Below are 15,302 nucleotides of genomic sequence, written 5' to 3'. Positions count from 1 at the left end.
CTGTCATTGAGGTTCAAAGTCTTTTTTATAAATTGCCACTGATTGTCAGAAATGTTTGTCGAGTAATTTTTCACTGTAATTTAATTGATTAGTAACCAACAAGTTACGGAAAATAAACAACATAAACAACTGACAATCAGTTTTTTATAAGATTATTTTATAAAATAAACGCCATACGAATTTTTCTAATTTAATTTTTAAACAGGCTCTAAGTACTTTGAAACACTTACAAACCTAACGTTATGATTCATCAATTCAAATTTACTTTAATCCTAACAATGGTAATTTTTTTATCAAATTTCACAAAAAATTATGGTAAGACTTTATCAGCCCCCGCAACTTATTATCTTGATTCCGAAATGGGGAATGACCAAAAAAACGGACAAAGTCCGCATTCTAATCGCGATACTGGACTCCCTATTCCCGCGAGAAATGCAATAGACTTCAAATTTTTTCAAGTTAGAATAATCCAATTCATTAAAGCTAATGTCTTTTTTGCCAAAGAACCGTTGCAGCGCATTCAGAGTATCTTTTTCCACTTTCGCTGTTCCAGTTTTATCCGATGCCAAAAGATTTCTAATCAAATCTTCGTGGAAACTCGTATAGGTTAAGGAAATGCTTTGTCCGCTGCTCGTCTTTAGTTTATTGATGAGATCAGGAAGCGTGAAGTAGATTCCATTTTTATCGAAATCGTCGATAATCTCGTCAATGATCTTAATTCTGCGCTCAATAAATTTGTTGAGGTTAGCGTGATTGGGATGCGAAGTTTTCAGACGACAAGCGTCAAAACTCCAGTCCTTCTCCTTGCAAGTTTTCCCGATTGAAAGACTTGTGTTTTTGCGGTCTTTTATAAATGAAATTATGATACTTCTCTCCCCTGTTTTATTCGCTTTTGGAGCAAGTGTAAAGGTGTAACTTACCATTTTGTGTCAATTTTTATCGTTTTTCACGAACATTTTTTTCAGATGTTCCTGTTTATCGTGTTTTACAAAAATTTTTTCACGAACATTTCACGAACATTTGCGCTCCAAAAGTAAAATATTATAAAATACTGTACAAGAAAAATATTTGTAAACAATTGATAATCAAAGAAAATAAAGCATAATAAAGATTAAGCAAATTATAATAAAACACAATAAAACCGACTGTTAATCAGAGGGTCGCTGGTTCGAGCCCAGCAAGAGGAGCAAAGACTTACAGAAATGTAAGTCTTTTTTTTTGTTTTAATACTTCGGAAACCACTTCTATTAAAGTGGTTATTGGCATTTTATTCCAAATAAAAAACCCCATCCGATAAAAGATGAGGTTTTTTCTTGATGAGGTTTTTACTTATTGTTTCTTGATGGCTTTCGCAATGTTGATGATTACTTTCACTGCTTTTTCCATGCTTTCCAAAGCTACATATTCGTACGGACCATGGAAATTGATTCCGCCCGCGAAAATATTCGGACACGGAAGTCCCATATAAGAAAGTTGTGCGCCATCGGTTCCGCCACGAATTGCTTTTATTTTTGGCTCAATATTCGCGTCTTTCATTGCTTGTTCCGCAATATCTACGATGTGCATTTTACCTTCAAATTGTTGCTTCATGTTTCGGTATTGCTCTTTAATTTCAACTTCAGCCGTTCCTTTCCCGAATTTTTCGTTGAATTCAGCAACTTTTTCCTCCATAATTTTTTTTCTTGCTTCAAATTTTGCTTCATCGTGATCACGAATGATGTATTGCAACTTCGCCTCAGAAACATCCGCTTTTATTTCCATTAAATGGTAAAAACCTTCGAAACCTTTCGTTGTAGAAGGGGTTTCGTTTTCCGGAAGCATTTTGATGAATTCTGCTGCCAAAAGTGAAGCATTCACCATTTTCCCGAATGCATAACCAGGATGCACGCTCAAACCGTGAATTTTCACCACTGCTCCGGCTGCGTTGAAGTTTTCGTATTCCAACTCGCCAACTTCGCCTCCATCCATGGTGTAAGCCCATTCTGCACCGAATTTTGCAACGTCGAATTTATGGGCGCCTCTTCCGATTTCTTCATCTGGAGTGAAGCCGATTGCTATTTTTCCGTGTTTTATTTCAGGATGCGCTAAAAGATATTCCGCCGCAGTTACGATTTCTGCAATTCCAGCCTTGTCGTCCGCGCCGAGGAGAGTGGTTCCATCAGTTGTGATCAAAGTTTTTCCTACATAATCTTTTAAGCTTTCAAATTTCGACGGAGAAAGGATAAAACCGGTTTCTTTGTTCAATAATAGATCTTTACCATCATAATCGTCCCAAATTTGTGGCTTCACATTTTCCCCATTAAAATCTGGCGAAGTGTCATAATGAGAAATAAAACCTACCACCGGCTCATCATCATTTTCCAGATTAGAGGGAACGTAAGCATAAATATATCCGTTCTCATCCAAAGAAACATCGCTTAACCCTAAAGTTTTCAATTCCTCAAAAATATATTTTGCGATATCCCATTGTCTTTCGGTGGACGGGGTTGTGTCGCTCTCTGCGTCGCTGGTTGAAAAGATTTTTACGTAATTGATAAAACGGTTTTGGAGTTTGAGTTTCCACTCAAGATTGAATTCTATCGTATTCATTTCGATTAAATTTAATTTTAACAAAGGTAAGGATTTTGCAACTCGGAAATGGCGATTTAAGGCTATTTTTAACCCAAATTCCTGTGGGAATTCTTTAAAAAGACTTGCTTTGAAAAAAATTATTATCTTTGAGAAAACCTAAAATCACTCATGTTTTTAACCGAATGTTCACGAGATGCGATGCAAGGTTGGGGCGAATTTATCCCGACAACCAAAAAAATTGACTATATCAACAAATTGATGGATGTGGGTTTCGATGTATTGGACTGCGGAAGTTTTGTTTCTCCAAAATCGATACCGCAAATGGCAGATTCGGGAATTGTAATTGATGAAATTGACAAATCGATCTCCAACACCAAACTTTCGGTGATTGTCGCGAATTATCGTGGTGCTGAAAAAGCTTTGGAACATCAGCAGGTTGATATTTTGGGTTTTCCTTTTTCCATTTCCGAAACTTTTCAATACCGAAATACCAACAAAAATCAGGAAGAGGCTTTTAATGATATTTTAAAAATTTCAGAATTGCTAAAAACTGACGGAAGAACCTTGAATATCTATTTTTCAATGGCGTTTGGGAATCCTTATGGCGAAATTTGGAAATTGGAAGATGTTGATTTTTGGGCGAATCGTTTTAATGAAATCGGGATCAAAAATATTTTGCTTTCCGACACAACCGGAACCGGAAATGTGGAAAAAATTGAACTACTATTCGAAAAAATTCCTAAGAAATATCCGGAAATTGATTTCGGTGCGCATTTTCATAACCGATACGAAGATTCTTACAAAAAGCTGAAAGCAGCTTATGATAAAGGTTGCCGAAGATTTGATTCAGCAATCAAAGGAATTGGCGGCTGTCCGATGGCCAAAGACGATTTGGTGGGAAATATGCCGACAGAACAAGTGATTAATTTCATGGCTTCAGAAAAAATAGATCATTCTTTGAATTTATTAAACTTCGAAAGCGCATGGAATAAAGCAAAAGATATTTTTCATTTTTAAAGATTTCTATGAAACCCATCATTGCCATTGAAGAATTTCAATCGATTGTAAATCAAGGAAATATAATTGTTCTTGATGCGAGATCCGGGAAAGATGCTCATCAAAATTACCTTGAAAAACACATCAGAGGAGCGAGGTTTGTAGATTTAGAAAAAGATTTGGCTACCGTTTCATCAGATGCTTCAAAGGGAGGAAGACATCCGCTGCCAGATTTGTTCGATTTTGCTAAAACACTTTCAGAGTTGGGGATTTCCGAGAATTCTCGAATAGTGATTTATGATGACAAAAATGGTGCGAATGCCGCAGCACGTTGCTGGTGGATGCTCTATGCATTCGGAATTGAAAAAGTACAGGTTTTGGATAGCGGTTTTCAAATAGCTGAAAAAGCAGGTCTTGAAATGAATTCCGGTAATGAGCATTTTCATCAAAGCACCATCAGAATTCCTGAAAAATGGCAGTTTCCAACATCAGATATCGATGAGGTTGAAGATTTACTTTCTGAAAAATCTGCCACGGTGATTGATGTTCGCGACGCCTATCGATACAACGGAGAATCGGAGCCGATTGATCCAATCGCGGGACATATTCCGGGAGCAATCAATATTCCTTTAACAGAAAATTTAACCGAAAACGGTACATTTCTACAACCAGAAATCCTGAAAGAAAATTATCAGAAAATTTTGAATAATCATCCTGAAAAGTTAATTATCCATTGCGGATCTGGCGTTACGGCTTGTCACACCATTCTGGCAATGGCTTATGCAGGAATGGAAATTCCTGCTCTTTATGTAGGTTCCTGGAGCGAGTGGTGCAGGAGCGGGAAGGAGATCGCCAAAAATTAAAGCATTCCCAACTCGAAACGAGCTTCCTCACTCATCATATCTTTGTTCCATGATGGTTCGAAAGTGAGTTCCAAATCTACTTCTTTTACGCCTTCTACTTCCGAAGTTTTTTCGCGGACTTCCGCCGGAAGCGATTCTGCCACCGGGCAATTTGGCGTGGTAAGCGTCATGATGATTTTCACGGCTCCTTCATCGGAAATTTGTACATCGTAAACCAATCCCAATTCGTAAATATCAACAGGGATTTCGGGGTCGTAAACGGTTTTTAAAGCTTTGATGATATTTTCGCCGATATCGGCAATCTGGTCGTCGGTATATTTCATTTCAATGATAGCTGTATTGTTTTTAAGACTTTTCAGCAAATTATTTTTCTAATTTTTCAAGTAAATCTTCCTGTCGCATGCGCCGGAAAATATTTGCCAAAGTTAAGACATCTTTTTCACAATATTGAACTATTCTAAATAAGTCTTTTTCTATATAATAAATTGATGCAACCATTGAGCCGTCGATATCGTCTTTCGGAGTGGGGATTCCGAATACATGCGCCAACAATTCTAGGGAAACGTATGATTTATAATCACCGAATTTCCAGAGTTCCATCGTGTCGAGATGAGGAATTTCCCAAGGTTTTTTTCCAAACATTTGGAAAGGTTTCGGCGGTTGAATTCCATTAATTAAAAACCTTCTCGCAATCCACGGAAAATCGAATTCTTTCCCATTATGAGCACAAAGAACAACATCGCGAAGTTTCGGATGGTTGAAAATGGAACCGAATTCTTCCAAAAACTTTTTTTCATCATCGCCGTAGAAACTCTTAATCATCAATTTCTCGTTTTTCTCTAAAATACCAACAGAAATGCAGATGATTTTGCCAAATTCTGCCATGATTCCACCTCTTTCCGTGTAAAATTCTTCCGCAGAAAAATCCTCTTTTCGCTGCATTTTGGTTTTTTTGTCCCAAAGTTTTTGCGAAGATTCATCCAGATCTTCCCAATTTCCGTATTGCGGAACGGTTTCGATGTCGAGGAAAAGTATTTTTTCAAAAGGAATATTTTGAATCATGATTTGTGTTTTTTTAATGAATAAAATTTAGTTTTCAACTCCTAAAAAAAATCAACCAACCTTAAATCCGTTTTTCACAGGAAACGATGTTGAAAGCAATGTAACTTCGTTATTTTCACCATAAACGCCCAAAACCAAACATTCGCTGAAGAAATTGGCGATTTGTTTTTTAGGAAAATTCACGATTGCTAGAATCTGTTTTCCAATCAAATCTTCTTTTTGGTACAAAGTGGTGATTTGCGCCGAAGATTTTCGAATTCCTAACTCACCAAAGTCAATTTCTAGTTGGTAAGAAGGATTTCTGGCTTTCGGAAAATCAGAAACGGAAATAATTGTTCCGCTTCTGATGTCTATTTTTTCGAAATCTTCCCAAGAAATTTCTGGTTTTATCAGCATTTTATTTTTTTACAGAAACCACGTAATCGTACACCAAAGCGTGTTGCTCATCATTGAGTTTTGCTTTTGGCGCCATACTGTTCATAATTCCCACCCAATCTTGCGCGGAATGCGCTGTAGGATTTGGTAAATCATGACATCTGCCGCAAGAGTTTTGGAAAATGGTTTTTCCAGCAGCAAGTTTTTCGGCGTTGTCGGTTTTGGTTCCTTCTGCTACGGCTGGTTTTGGCGTACAAGAAGCGAGAAAACCGGTCACGGAAACAGCAATTAAAAGTGTTTTCAAAGTATTTTTAAAATTTTTGAAAGAATGTTGGTTTTTCATAAATTAATATTTGTTTTATCCAAAAATAGTCAATTTTCATCTAAATTTGTTTCAGTACGTTATTTTTCCTTCAAAATTTTTACCTCAATGAAGCTTAATTGGTTTACCAAAAAACTTAAATTAAAAGAAACTTTTTCCATTTCTTACGGAAATTATGATTTTCGGGATTCACTCTTGGTAAAGCTTTCTTATGGCAATTGTGACGGGTTTGGCGAATGTGTTTCCATTAATTATTATGGAATTAATCTGGACGAATTTATTTTGAAATTAAAATACGTTCAATCTCAAATTGAAAGTCAAAAAATCGTACATCCGAAGGATTTTTATCTTTTTCTGTCATCGTTAAAACTTCATTCTTTTCTTATTTCTGCTCTGGATTGTGCGTATTGGGATTTGTTCGGTAAATTAGAAAATAAGACTTTTTCAGACATTAATGAATTAAAAATCAATAGATTAACAGAATCTTCTTACACCATAAGCATCGCTTCGATTGAGGAGCAAATTAGAAAAATCGAAAATTCGGATTGGCGAAAATTTAAAGTAAAATGTAATGGTTTGGATCGCGAAAATATTTTTAAACTTCTCGATACCGGAAAAGAGATTGCTTTAGATTCAAATACAAGTTTTTCGGATGATGATTGTAATTTTCTGCAAAACAACGAACTAACTTCTCGGTTTTCTTATTTGGAACAACCCCGACCGATTGGTGAATATCAAATTTTAAATAAAAATCTTCATGCAAATTGGATGGCGGATGAAGATTGCCAGAACATTTCTTCCCTTGAAAAACTGCGTCCGCATTATGCTGCAATCAATATTAAGTTGATGAAATGTGGCGGGATTTCGCCTGCTTTGGAATTAATTTCGGAAGCTAAAAAACTCAATTATCAAGTCATGATCGGTTGTATGACAGAATCATCGGTTGGGATTTCTGCGGGAATTGCCGTTGCATCTTTATGTAATTTTGCTGATTTGGATGGGGCTAATTTAATTTCAAATGATTTTGCAAAAGGCAGTTTTATGGATTCCGGAAAACTTATTTTATCCGAAAAACCGGGACTTGGAATTGAAATAATTTCGTAAAAGAATCGTATTTTTGAGTTTATGAAAAAATTTTCAACCGAAGAATTGATTACAGGCATAAAATCCGGCGACAAGCGCATCCTCGGGAAAGCCATCACTTTGGTTGAAAGCAAAAAACGGGAACATCGCGAACAAGCTGAACTTATTTTAAAGGAAATTTTACCGTTCACCGGAAAAAGTGTGAGGGTTGGAATTACCGGAGTTCCAGGTGCTGGAAAATCGACTTTTATTGAAAATTTCGGGAGGTTGGCGATTGAAAAAGGAAAAAAAGTTGCAGTGTTGGCCATCGATCCGAGTTCTTCGTTGAACAAAGGTTCGATTTTGGGCGATAAAACACGTATGGAAGAACTTTCAAAAGAGGAAAATGCGTTTATACGTCCTTCTCCAAGTTCCGGATTTCTAGGCGGAGTAGCCAACACGACTTTCGAAACCATGTTGATTTGCGAAGCAGCGGGTTACGATTATATTTTGATAGAAACCGTTGGAGTGGGTCAAAGTGAAGTTTTGGTCGCGGATATTACCGATGTTTTCCTTTTTTTGAAAATCATTGGCGCAGGTGATGAACTTCAGGGAATTAAACGAGGAATCATGGAGATGGTCGATTTGATTTTTATTAATAAAGTAGAAGAGGACAATCTTCAGAAAGCGAAATCAACGAAGACCGAATTGTCGCGTGCCTTGCATTTTTTGCAACCTAAAGAAAAAGGATGGAAAATACCGGTTTTGCTTGGTTCTGCATTGAACAATAAGGGGTTGGTAGAGGTTTTCAATTCGATTTCCAAGTTTATTGATTTAAAAATAAAGAACGGAAATTTTGAACAAGCCAGGAAGCAACAAGCCGAAAAACGCTTTGAATATTGGGTGCAGGAATATATTTTGCAAAAGACCAAGGAATCCGGTTCTTCGGAAAATCATTATTTAGAACACAAAAAAAAGGCCTCCGAATTGAAATCTAATCCAAGTTCGGAAGCCAAAATTTTTGTAGAAAATCTGTTAAAAAAATAAAATTTATTTCGAGTTTTCTTGAATGTATCCATCATAAGAAATGGGTTGTCTGTCGGTTGAATCGATGTTGAGATACGCTTTTCCATTAGGGAAAACTTCCAGAATCATTCTTCGAACATTCTGTTGATCTTTGGTATTGATGAAGTAGATTGTACTTCCTTTTTTACCTGCTTTTTGAGTAAGGGTGAAATCTTTTGAAGTAAATCGATAGGAATTATTGGTATTGTCATAATTTGAAGTAAACATTCTTCCGAAGTATGGCAAAACTGCAGTAATTTCGTTTTTCATGATTTTCAAGGAGTAACCGTAATCTAGGTTTAATACTTGTGTGGAGGTGGAATTTGGCATTGAAGTTAGCACATTTACTACATCAGCACTGGCCGGATTGGCTCTTTGCGCAATGAAGGTGAACTCATTTTCTTTAAGTAATTTTGAAATATTCGCATTTGCAGCGGTATTTTGGGAGCTACAAGCATTGAAAATCGCCATCAATACGCCGAGCATTATAATCTTGAATAAATTTTTCATTGTCTTATTTTTTTGTTTTTTAATGCAAAAATTATGCTAGTAATTTAAAAACGAAAATTGTGGAATAAAAATTGTTTATAGAACACTATTAAAATATTAAACTATTATGAAAAATGTTAATAGAATTTTAGGAATCGGTGCATTATCTTTGATGATGATGGCTTGTACCACGAACCCGATTACCGGTAGAAAATCTTTGCAATTGGCCAATGACCAAGAAATTACGGCGATGGCTTTGCAACAATATCGAGAAACTTTATCAAAATCGAAAGTGATTAGCGGAACTACGGCTGCGAAAAGCGTTCAAAATGTAGGCGCCAGAATAAAAAATGCAGCGAACAATTACTACCGCTCAATCGGTCGCGAAAGCGATCTTGCGAATTATCAATGGGAATTTAATCTCATCGATGATAAACAAGTAAATGCTTGGTGTATGCCGGGCGGAAAAGTGGCAGTTTATACCGGAATTTTACCAATTTCTAAGACAGATACAGGTTTAGCAGTAGTTTTAGGACACGAAGTATCTCACGCACTTGCCGGACACGGTAACGAGAGAATTTCTCAGGCAATGGTTGCACAGGGTGTTGGCGGAATTGTAGGCGGCGTTTTAACCAGCGGACAGATGGCTCAAATCTTTCAGCAGGTTTATCCGATCGGAGCGCAAGTTGCACTCTTGAAATATGGTAGAAACCAAGAGTTGGAAGCTGATGAAATGGGACTTTATCTAATGTCAATGGCGGGTTACGATCCTCGTGAGGCGCAACCTTTCTGGCAGAGAATGGAAAGTTCTTCTTCTAGCAGCAGAACACCTGAATTTCTTTCAACGCACCCAAGTCCTGAAAACAGGAGAGCAGATTTAAATAAACACATGCCGAAAGCTTTGGAATATTATAAAAATGCAGGCGGGAAAATTTAAAATATAATAAAAAAAGATTTATCACAAACCTTTCCGAAAAATTCTTATTTTTGGAAAGGTTTTTTAATATCAAGACTATGAAAAATTTAACTTTTATTGGTTTCCTACTATTGGCGGTGGCATTTTTACTTTATTATTTATTGCCGGAATTTTCTTTCGTGAAATTATTTGAACCCATCAGTTTAATGGGAATTCTTGCGGGAATTGGAATTGGGTTAATTATCGGTGGAATCGTTGGTTATGTAAGCAAAGGAAAGGCTTTGAAAGCAGAGCAGAAGCGCCAAGAATTGAAACAACTGAAAAAAGAAAAAGAAGAATTAGAAAAACAAGCTGCCGAACTGGCGAAGCAGCAAACATTCCAAAATACTACAAACGAAAATCCTCAGAACTTTTAATTCTGAGGATTTTTTTATGTTTAAATAAAGTTTTTATTAAAACTGATAACCGACTCCGACCATGAATAAACTCGGACGCGTGTCATAACGAATCGTTTCGTTGATACCGGAATTGTTGTTGATAAATTCTCTTTGGTCTTTGGTGAAAGCACCTTCGTACCTTGCATTGAAAATTAATTTTTGGATCTTAGCTTGCGCACCTAATTGATAACCTACCGTGAAATTACTAAGTGCATTTTCCTTAAAATCATCATACTGATTTTCCTTAGCAAGGTTGTAGGAAGCAACCGGACCTAAAAATACACCTAAATTATCTCCTATAATATTGTATCCTAATAGTACGGGAACATCAACGCGATTGCTTTTCACTTCAAGAGTTGTTCCAGCAGTTTTTGGCACTTCAAATTCTGATTTGAAAGTGGTGTAATAGATTTCAGGCATTACAAACAAGGAAGCCGGCAAATTGATTTTTGCAGATAAACCAACATTGAAACCAACATTGTTTTTCCCTGAATTGTTGTATGCTGTAACTGCAGTTCCTTTGATATTTTCCCAAGTTGGCTTATCGGTTTTAAAAAGCAAATTTGCCTTTCCAGATAAAGTTACTTGTGCCGATACAAATACCGATGCAGAGAGTAATGCGATGCTAAGTATTTTATTCATTTTCATTAGATTTTGTAATAATATTATCGATGGAAGTTTTGTTGGTTTCTAAGAAATATTCTCGAAGTTCCTTGAAAAGTTCCGAGGAATAAACGAAATCGATCAGGTTTTTATTTCCTGCATTGATGAGGATGTCTTTGTTTCCTTCCCATTCCTTAATTCCTAAACGTAGGTATACAATTTTCTCGCCAATCGTCATTACCGAGTTCATATCATGGGTATTAATGATTGTCGTCGTGTTATATTCTTTGGTAATTTCCAAGAGTAAATCATCAATGATATTCGATGTATATGGATCTAGCCCAGAGTTGGGTTCGTCGCAGAATAAATATTTTGGGTTATTCACTATCGCTCTTGCAATGGCCACCCTTTTTTGCATTCCTCCGGAGATTTCTGAAGGATATTTGCGGTTTGCTTTTTCAAGGTGAACCCTTCCGATTACTTCGAAAACACGTCTTTTCTTTTCTCGGTAAGTAAGGTCGGTAAACATATCTAGTGGGAAAGTGATATTTTCTTCCACCGTCATCGAATCGAAAAGCGCACTTCCTTGAAATACCGTTCCGATTTCGGAGCGTAGGATCTGTTTTTCGTCGCGCGACATTTTATTGATGTCTCTTCCGTCAAAAAGTATTTCTCCGGAACTTGGTTGGTAAACATTCAGCAAACATTTCAGGAAAACAGTTTTTCCGGATCCACTTTGCCCGATGATGAGGTTTACCTTTCCGGTATCAAACGTAGTTGTAATTCCTTTCAATACTTCCACTTCCTCGAACTTTTTCTTTAAATCTTTTACTTCAATCATCAGCTGAGGAACATTTGAGTTAATATTAAATTGGTGATAATGATGCAAACAATCGTCCACACCACAGCTTGTGTACTTGCCCGACCTACTTCTAGTGAGCCTCCTTTTACATTATACCCGAAATATGCTGGAATTGTGGCAATTAAAAATGCAAAAACTGCAGTTTTAAATAATGCATACCAAATGAAATGTTCTGGCATATACATTTGGATTCCTGTGATGTAGTCGGCTTTGCTCCAGCTTCCGGTTGCAATTCCGGCTAAATATCCTCCCCAAATACCAAATACAATACTGATGGCGATAAGCAACGGGTTGAAAATTACGCTTGCCAAAATTTTAGGTAAAATTAAAAAATTAGGAGAATTAACCCCCATAATATCTAAAGCATCAATTTGTTCAGTAACCCGCATTGTACCAATACTTGAAGCGATATATGAACCTACTTTTCCGGCAAGAATTACCGAAATGATGGTAGGCGCAAATTCCAAGATCAAAACTACTTTTGTTGCATATCCAATGAATGAATTGGGAATAGGGAAGGTGGAAGCGCTAAAGTTATTGTACATCTGTATCGCGACTACAGCTCCCACAAAAATAGAGGTGAAAAGTACCAAACCAAAGGAATTGACACCTAAATCATGAATCTCCCGCATGAAAAGTTTGCCAAAAACCGAAGATTTCTGTGGCCTTTTTATCGTTTTTGACAGCAGTAGAAAGTAAGCTCCTACATGTCCCAAAAGTTTTTTTAACATTCTGCTAAATTAGTGTTTTATTTATTTTATCAATTTTTTAATTGGCGTTTTTATCTCCACCAATCACCAAAAAAATGGTTTTAAAAATGATGACTAAATCCAAACTTATGCTCCAATTTTTCACATAGAAAGCATCCGCCAAGATTCTTTTTTTCATTTTAATTTCAATATCACCAGTATTGCCGCGCAATCCATTCACCTGAGCTAATCCTGTGATACCAGGCTTTACCAAGCTTCTTATCGAGTATCTTCCGATTTTTAGTTTATAAAAATCATCTACCAATAACATGTGCGGTCTTGGTCCAACTACCGACATTTCGCCTCGCAAAACATTCAAAAATTGTGGCATTTCATCTAAACTTGTTTTTCTAAGAAAACGCCCTATTTTGGTCACTCTTTTATCGTTTTCCTGAGTTGTTTTCGTGGTTGAACCATCATTTTCATACATCGTACGAAATTTGATACATTGGAAAACCTGATCATGAAATCCATACCTTTTTTGAAGAAAAAAAATGGAACCTTTGCTGTCGAGTTTAATCAAAATTGCAATCAATGGGAAAAGCCAAGTGCAAATCAGTCCTAAAATAAGAATAGCAAAAATGATGTCAAATGTTCTTTTGATGATGATATTGGTAAAAAAGTCTAAGGGAAATTTGGATCTAATCAAAACAGGTTGCATCTCGACATATCCCAAATCGTACTGAAAAAAATTGTTCTTGGCAATACTAGGGATCAATGAAATACGCACTTTGTGGCGCTCTGCCAATCGCAGGATTTCTTGTTCCTGCTGATTTTCGAATCTTAAAGATGAGAGATATAGGGTGTGAATTCCGTTTTCTTTCCAGAAATCAACTAGTTTTTTATAGCTAAATTCTTCATTGTCAGGAAATTCGAAGATGCGAAAACCATAATCTTTTCTTTCGGTTAAAATATTTCTAAGGATTTCCGTAGCAGGATCATCATTTAAAAACATGATATTTCGATAATTTATCCCTTTTGCTCTTAAATATTTCAGGGTGAAAAACACCAAAGATTTAATAAAAAAAAGCAATAAAAACAATGCAATCGCAATGTAAAAACGATCCAATTTCAGAAAATCATTATTGCTCACTTTTGCCAAAAGAATTACCCCAAAAATAAAAATAAAGATGTGAGTTACAAGTCGTTCTAGGTAAATGGTGTAGGTGATGTTTCGAGCAACGGAATATAATTTGGTTCTGCCACTAAGAGGAATCCAAAACAGCGTAAGCAAAATAATCGATAACGCATTTTGTTCCCAAACATTTTGATCATATCGCACCTCATTGTTTCTCATAAAAAAAAACAAGAAAACCCCTGTAATTACAATAACATCAAGAAGAATGAAAACGATCTTAAAATACCGAGAATATCGAATTTTTTGCATAAATCCTTATATAAAAAGTAAATTTAATATAAATTATGGGATATTCAAATATTTATGAGTCTGTACGGAAGCCTGCCATTTTGGGTTCGCGAGAATAAAATCGGTGATCTTTGGATACATTTCATTTCTTTTGCTCCACTCGCTTTGTAGATATAATTTGCAGTTTTCCGAAACTTTTGCAGCTTGTTCCTCCGCGAATTTGAAGTCGTTATTATTGAAAACAATGACCTTTAATTCACTGGCTTTGGCATAAATTTCTTCTTTTGGAAGTCCGTTTTTTTTTGGTGAAAGCGTGATCCAGTCCAAAATTCCGCTCATGTCATAAGCACCGGAAGTTTCAATGTGAATGGTGCATCCCAACTCTTTCAAACGGGTAGTAAGCGGAACAAGGTTCCACATTAGTGGTTCTCCGCCGGTTAAAACGATGGTCTTACAGTATTTTGCTGCCGTTTGGGCAATTTCTTCAGTATTCATCAGTGGGTGAAGGTTTGGATCCCAACTTTCCTTAACGTCACACCAATGGCAACCCACGTCGCAACCGCCGAGACGGATGAAATAAGCAGCCTTTCCGGTATGCGAACCTTCTCCTTGTAAAGTGTAAAAATGCTCCATCACAGGGAGCATTTTTCCTTCATTTAGTAATATATTTTCTTCTTCTTTAATCATTATAAACTGAGGTTTTATAAGCTAATATGGTGTTTTTCATGAGCATCGCTCTGGTCATAGGACCTACACCGCCGGGAACTGGTGTAATCCAAGAAGCTTTTGTTTTACAACTTTCGAAATCAACATCCCCTGCGAGATGATATCCTTTTTCCGAAGCATCGTCAACTCTGGTAATTCCCACGTCGATAATTACCGTACCTCCTTTGATCATTTCGGCTTTAAGGAAATTTGGATCGCCTAATGCAGTGATCACAATATCAGCGTTTTGTGTGAATTTTTCAATATGTGGAGTGTAAGAATGCGTGAGGGTTACTGTGGAATTTCCGGGGAAATCTTTGCGGCCCATCAAAATACTCATTGGTTTTCCAACGATGCGACTTCTTCCGATAATTACACAGTGTTTTCCTTTGGTTTCGATTCCGTAACGTTCTAATAATGTGAGAATTCCGTATGGAGTTGCGGGCAAGAACGTATCCATCTCCAAAGCCATTTTCCCGAAATTTTCTGGGTGAAAACCATCTACATCTTTTCTTGGATCAATCGCCATGATGATTTTTTCCTGATCGATTTGTTTAGGCAAAGGCAATTGTACAATAAATCCATCGACATCCTTCGATTTGTTGAGTTCATCAATCTTTTCTAAAAGTTCCGATTCCGAAACAGTACTCGGGAATTTCACCAAAGAAGATTTAAAACCGACCTCTTTGCAATCTTTTATTTTGTTATTAACATAAGCAATGCTTGCGCCGTTGCTTCCCACCAAAATTGCAACCAAATGTGGTGGTCTTCTCTTGTTAGCGACGATTTTTTCTACGTCTGCGCGGATTTCTTGTTTTATTTCTTTCGAAACTTTAAGACCATCGAGGATTTGTGCCAT

Annotated in this window: 19 protein-coding genes; 6 read left to right on the top strand and 13 right to left on the bottom strand. The window is 36.6% G+C overall.

The window, feature by feature from the left end; translation table 11 throughout:
• Positions 1-326 precede the first annotated feature (326 nt).
• Complete coding sequence (locus tag AP75_RS07750; protein ID WP_088264124.1) at positions 327-923, bottom strand: phage integrase SAM-like domain-containing protein; 597 nt, start codon at positions 921-923, stop codon at positions 327-329.
• 406 nt (positions 924-1,329) lie between these two features.
• Positions 1,330-2,589, bottom strand: coding sequence for a peptidase T (gene pepT, locus AP75_RS07745; protein WP_031501290.1), 1,260 nt, complete (start codon positions 2,587-2,589; stop codon positions 1,330-1,332).
• A gap of 150 nt (positions 2,590-2,739) precedes the next feature.
• On the opposite strand from pepT, the gene AP75_RS07740 reads away from it, so the two are divergent.
• Together AP75_RS07740 and AP75_RS07735 are read left to right on the top strand one after the other, a co-directional pair.
• Positions 2,740-3,588 (top strand): beta/alpha barrel domain-containing protein, encoded by an 849-nt coding sequence (locus tag AP75_RS07740; RefSeq protein WP_031501289.1) that lies wholly within the window; start codon positions 2,740-2,742, stop codon positions 3,586-3,588.
• A gap of 8 nt (positions 3,589-3,596) precedes the next feature.
• The gene (locus tag AP75_RS07735; RefSeq protein ID WP_088264122.1) at positions 3,597-4,430 is read left to right on the top strand and encodes a sulfurtransferase; all 834 of its coding nucleotides are present in this window, start codon (positions 3,597-3,599) and stop codon (positions 4,428-4,430) included.
• Here AP75_RS07735 and AP75_RS07730 read toward each other — a convergent pair.
• Genes AP75_RS07730 through AP75_RS07715 form a run of 4 tightly spaced genes read right to left on the bottom strand, consistent with a single transcriptional unit; the run spans position 4,427 to position 6,210 of the window.
• Positions 4,427-4,753 carry an SUF system Fe-S cluster assembly protein gene (locus tag AP75_RS07730; RefSeq protein ID WP_031501288.1) on the bottom strand — a complete coding sequence of 109 codons (327 nt, stop codon included), beginning with the start codon at positions 4,751-4,753 and terminating at the stop codon, positions 4,427-4,429. The genes AP75_RS07735 and AP75_RS07730 overlap by 4 nt on opposite strands.
• A gap of 40 nt (positions 4,754-4,793) precedes the next feature.
• The gene (locus AP75_RS07725) at positions 4,794-5,492 is read right to left on the bottom strand and encodes a 3'-5' exonuclease (protein WP_031501286.1); all 699 of its coding nucleotides are present in this window, start codon (positions 5,490-5,492) and stop codon (positions 4,794-4,796) included.
• Between the two features lie 51 nt (positions 5,493-5,543).
• Positions 5,544-5,888, bottom strand: a complete 345-nt coding sequence (locus AP75_RS07720) for a tRNA-binding protein (protein ID WP_031501285.1) — start codon at positions 5,886-5,888, stop codon at positions 5,544-5,546.
• Position 5,889: 1 nt separating this feature from the next.
• On the bottom strand, positions 5,890-6,210 hold the full coding sequence (locus AP75_RS07715) for a c-type cytochrome (protein WP_084185964.1): 321 nt from the start codon (positions 6,208-6,210) through the stop codon (positions 5,890-5,892).
• An 87-nt stretch (positions 6,211-6,297) separates the two neighbouring features.
• Between AP75_RS07715 and AP75_RS07710 the strand changes: the two genes are divergently transcribed.
• Both AP75_RS07710 and meaB read left to right on the top strand, forming a co-directional pair.
• On the top strand, positions 6,298-7,293 hold the full coding sequence (locus tag AP75_RS07710; RefSeq protein WP_031501283.1) for an enolase C-terminal domain-like protein: 996 nt from the start codon (positions 6,298-6,300) through the stop codon (positions 7,291-7,293).
• A gap of 21 nt (positions 7,294-7,314) precedes the next feature.
• A complete protein-coding gene (gene meaB, locus AP75_RS07705; RefSeq protein WP_031501282.1) occupies positions 7,315-8,298 on the top strand; it encodes a methylmalonyl Co-A mutase-associated GTPase MeaB in 984 nt (327 codons plus the stop codon).
• A 3-nt stretch (positions 8,299-8,301) separates the two neighbouring features.
• Here the strand turns inward: meaB and AP75_RS07700 are convergent, their stop codons facing one another.
• Complete coding sequence (locus AP75_RS07700; RefSeq protein WP_088264120.1) at positions 8,302-8,826, bottom strand: DUF4251 domain-containing protein; 525 nt, start codon at positions 8,824-8,826, stop codon at positions 8,302-8,304.
• A gap of 106 nt (positions 8,827-8,932) precedes the next feature.
• On the opposite strand from AP75_RS07700, the gene AP75_RS07695 reads away from it, so the two are divergent.
• Positions 8,933-9,742 carry a M48 family metallopeptidase gene (locus tag AP75_RS07695; protein ID WP_031501281.1) on the top strand — a complete coding sequence of 270 codons (810 nt, stop codon included), beginning with the start codon at positions 8,933-8,935 and terminating at the stop codon, positions 9,740-9,742.
• Between the two features lie 77 nt (positions 9,743-9,819).
• Positions 9,820-10,137, top strand: coding sequence for a lipopolysaccharide assembly protein LapA domain-containing protein (locus tag AP75_RS07690; protein WP_088264118.1), 318 nt, complete (start codon positions 9,820-9,822; stop codon positions 10,135-10,137).
• Positions 10,138-10,173: 36 nt separating this feature from the next.
• On the opposite strand, the gene AP75_RS07685 is transcribed toward AP75_RS07690, so the two are convergent.
• The 6 genes from AP75_RS07685 to AP75_RS07660 are packed head-to-tail and all read right to left on the bottom strand — an operon-like array spanning position 10,174 to position 15,302.
• Positions 10,174-10,800: an outer membrane beta-barrel protein gene (locus AP75_RS07685; protein WP_031501287.1), complete on the bottom strand. Its 627-nt coding sequence runs from the start codon at positions 10,798-10,800 to the stop codon at positions 10,174-10,176.
• A complete protein-coding gene (locus tag AP75_RS07680; protein ID WP_088264116.1) occupies positions 10,793-11,602 on the bottom strand; it encodes an ABC transporter ATP-binding protein in 810 nt (269 codons plus the stop codon). Before AP75_RS07680 ends, AP75_RS07685 begins: the two co-directional genes overlap by 8 nt.
• Positions 11,602-12,354: an MlaE family ABC transporter permease gene (locus tag AP75_RS07675; RefSeq protein ID WP_088264114.1), complete on the bottom strand. Its 753-nt coding sequence runs from the start codon at positions 12,352-12,354 to the stop codon at positions 11,602-11,604. Before AP75_RS07675 ends, AP75_RS07680 begins: the two co-directional genes overlap by 1 nt.
• Positions 12,355-12,391: 37 nt before the next feature.
• Entirely contained in the window at positions 12,392-13,759 is a 1,368-nt protein-coding gene (locus tag AP75_RS07670) for an exopolysaccharide biosynthesis polyprenyl glycosylphosphotransferase (protein ID WP_031501279.1), read from the bottom strand.
• A 33-nt stretch (positions 13,760-13,792) separates the two neighbouring features.
• A complete protein-coding gene (locus AP75_RS07665) occupies positions 13,793-14,425 on the bottom strand; it encodes a 7-carboxy-7-deazaguanine synthase QueE (protein ID WP_031501278.1) in 633 nt (210 codons plus the stop codon).
• Positions 14,418-15,302, bottom strand: a complete 885-nt coding sequence (locus tag AP75_RS07660; protein ID WP_031501277.1) for a bifunctional 5,10-methylenetetrahydrofolate dehydrogenase/5,10-methenyltetrahydrofolate cyclohydrolase — start codon at positions 15,300-15,302, stop codon at positions 14,418-14,420. Before AP75_RS07660 ends, AP75_RS07665 begins: the two co-directional genes overlap by 8 nt.

The organism is Kaistella haifensis DSM 19056, assembly GCF_000735695.2.
In the GTDB taxonomy this organism is placed as follows: domain Bacteria; phylum Bacteroidota; class Bacteroidia; order Flavobacteriales; family Weeksellaceae; genus Kaistella; species Kaistella haifensis.
Note: the sequence above shows the minus strand (reverse complement) of the source record. Positions and strands in the feature narration are given on the sequence as shown.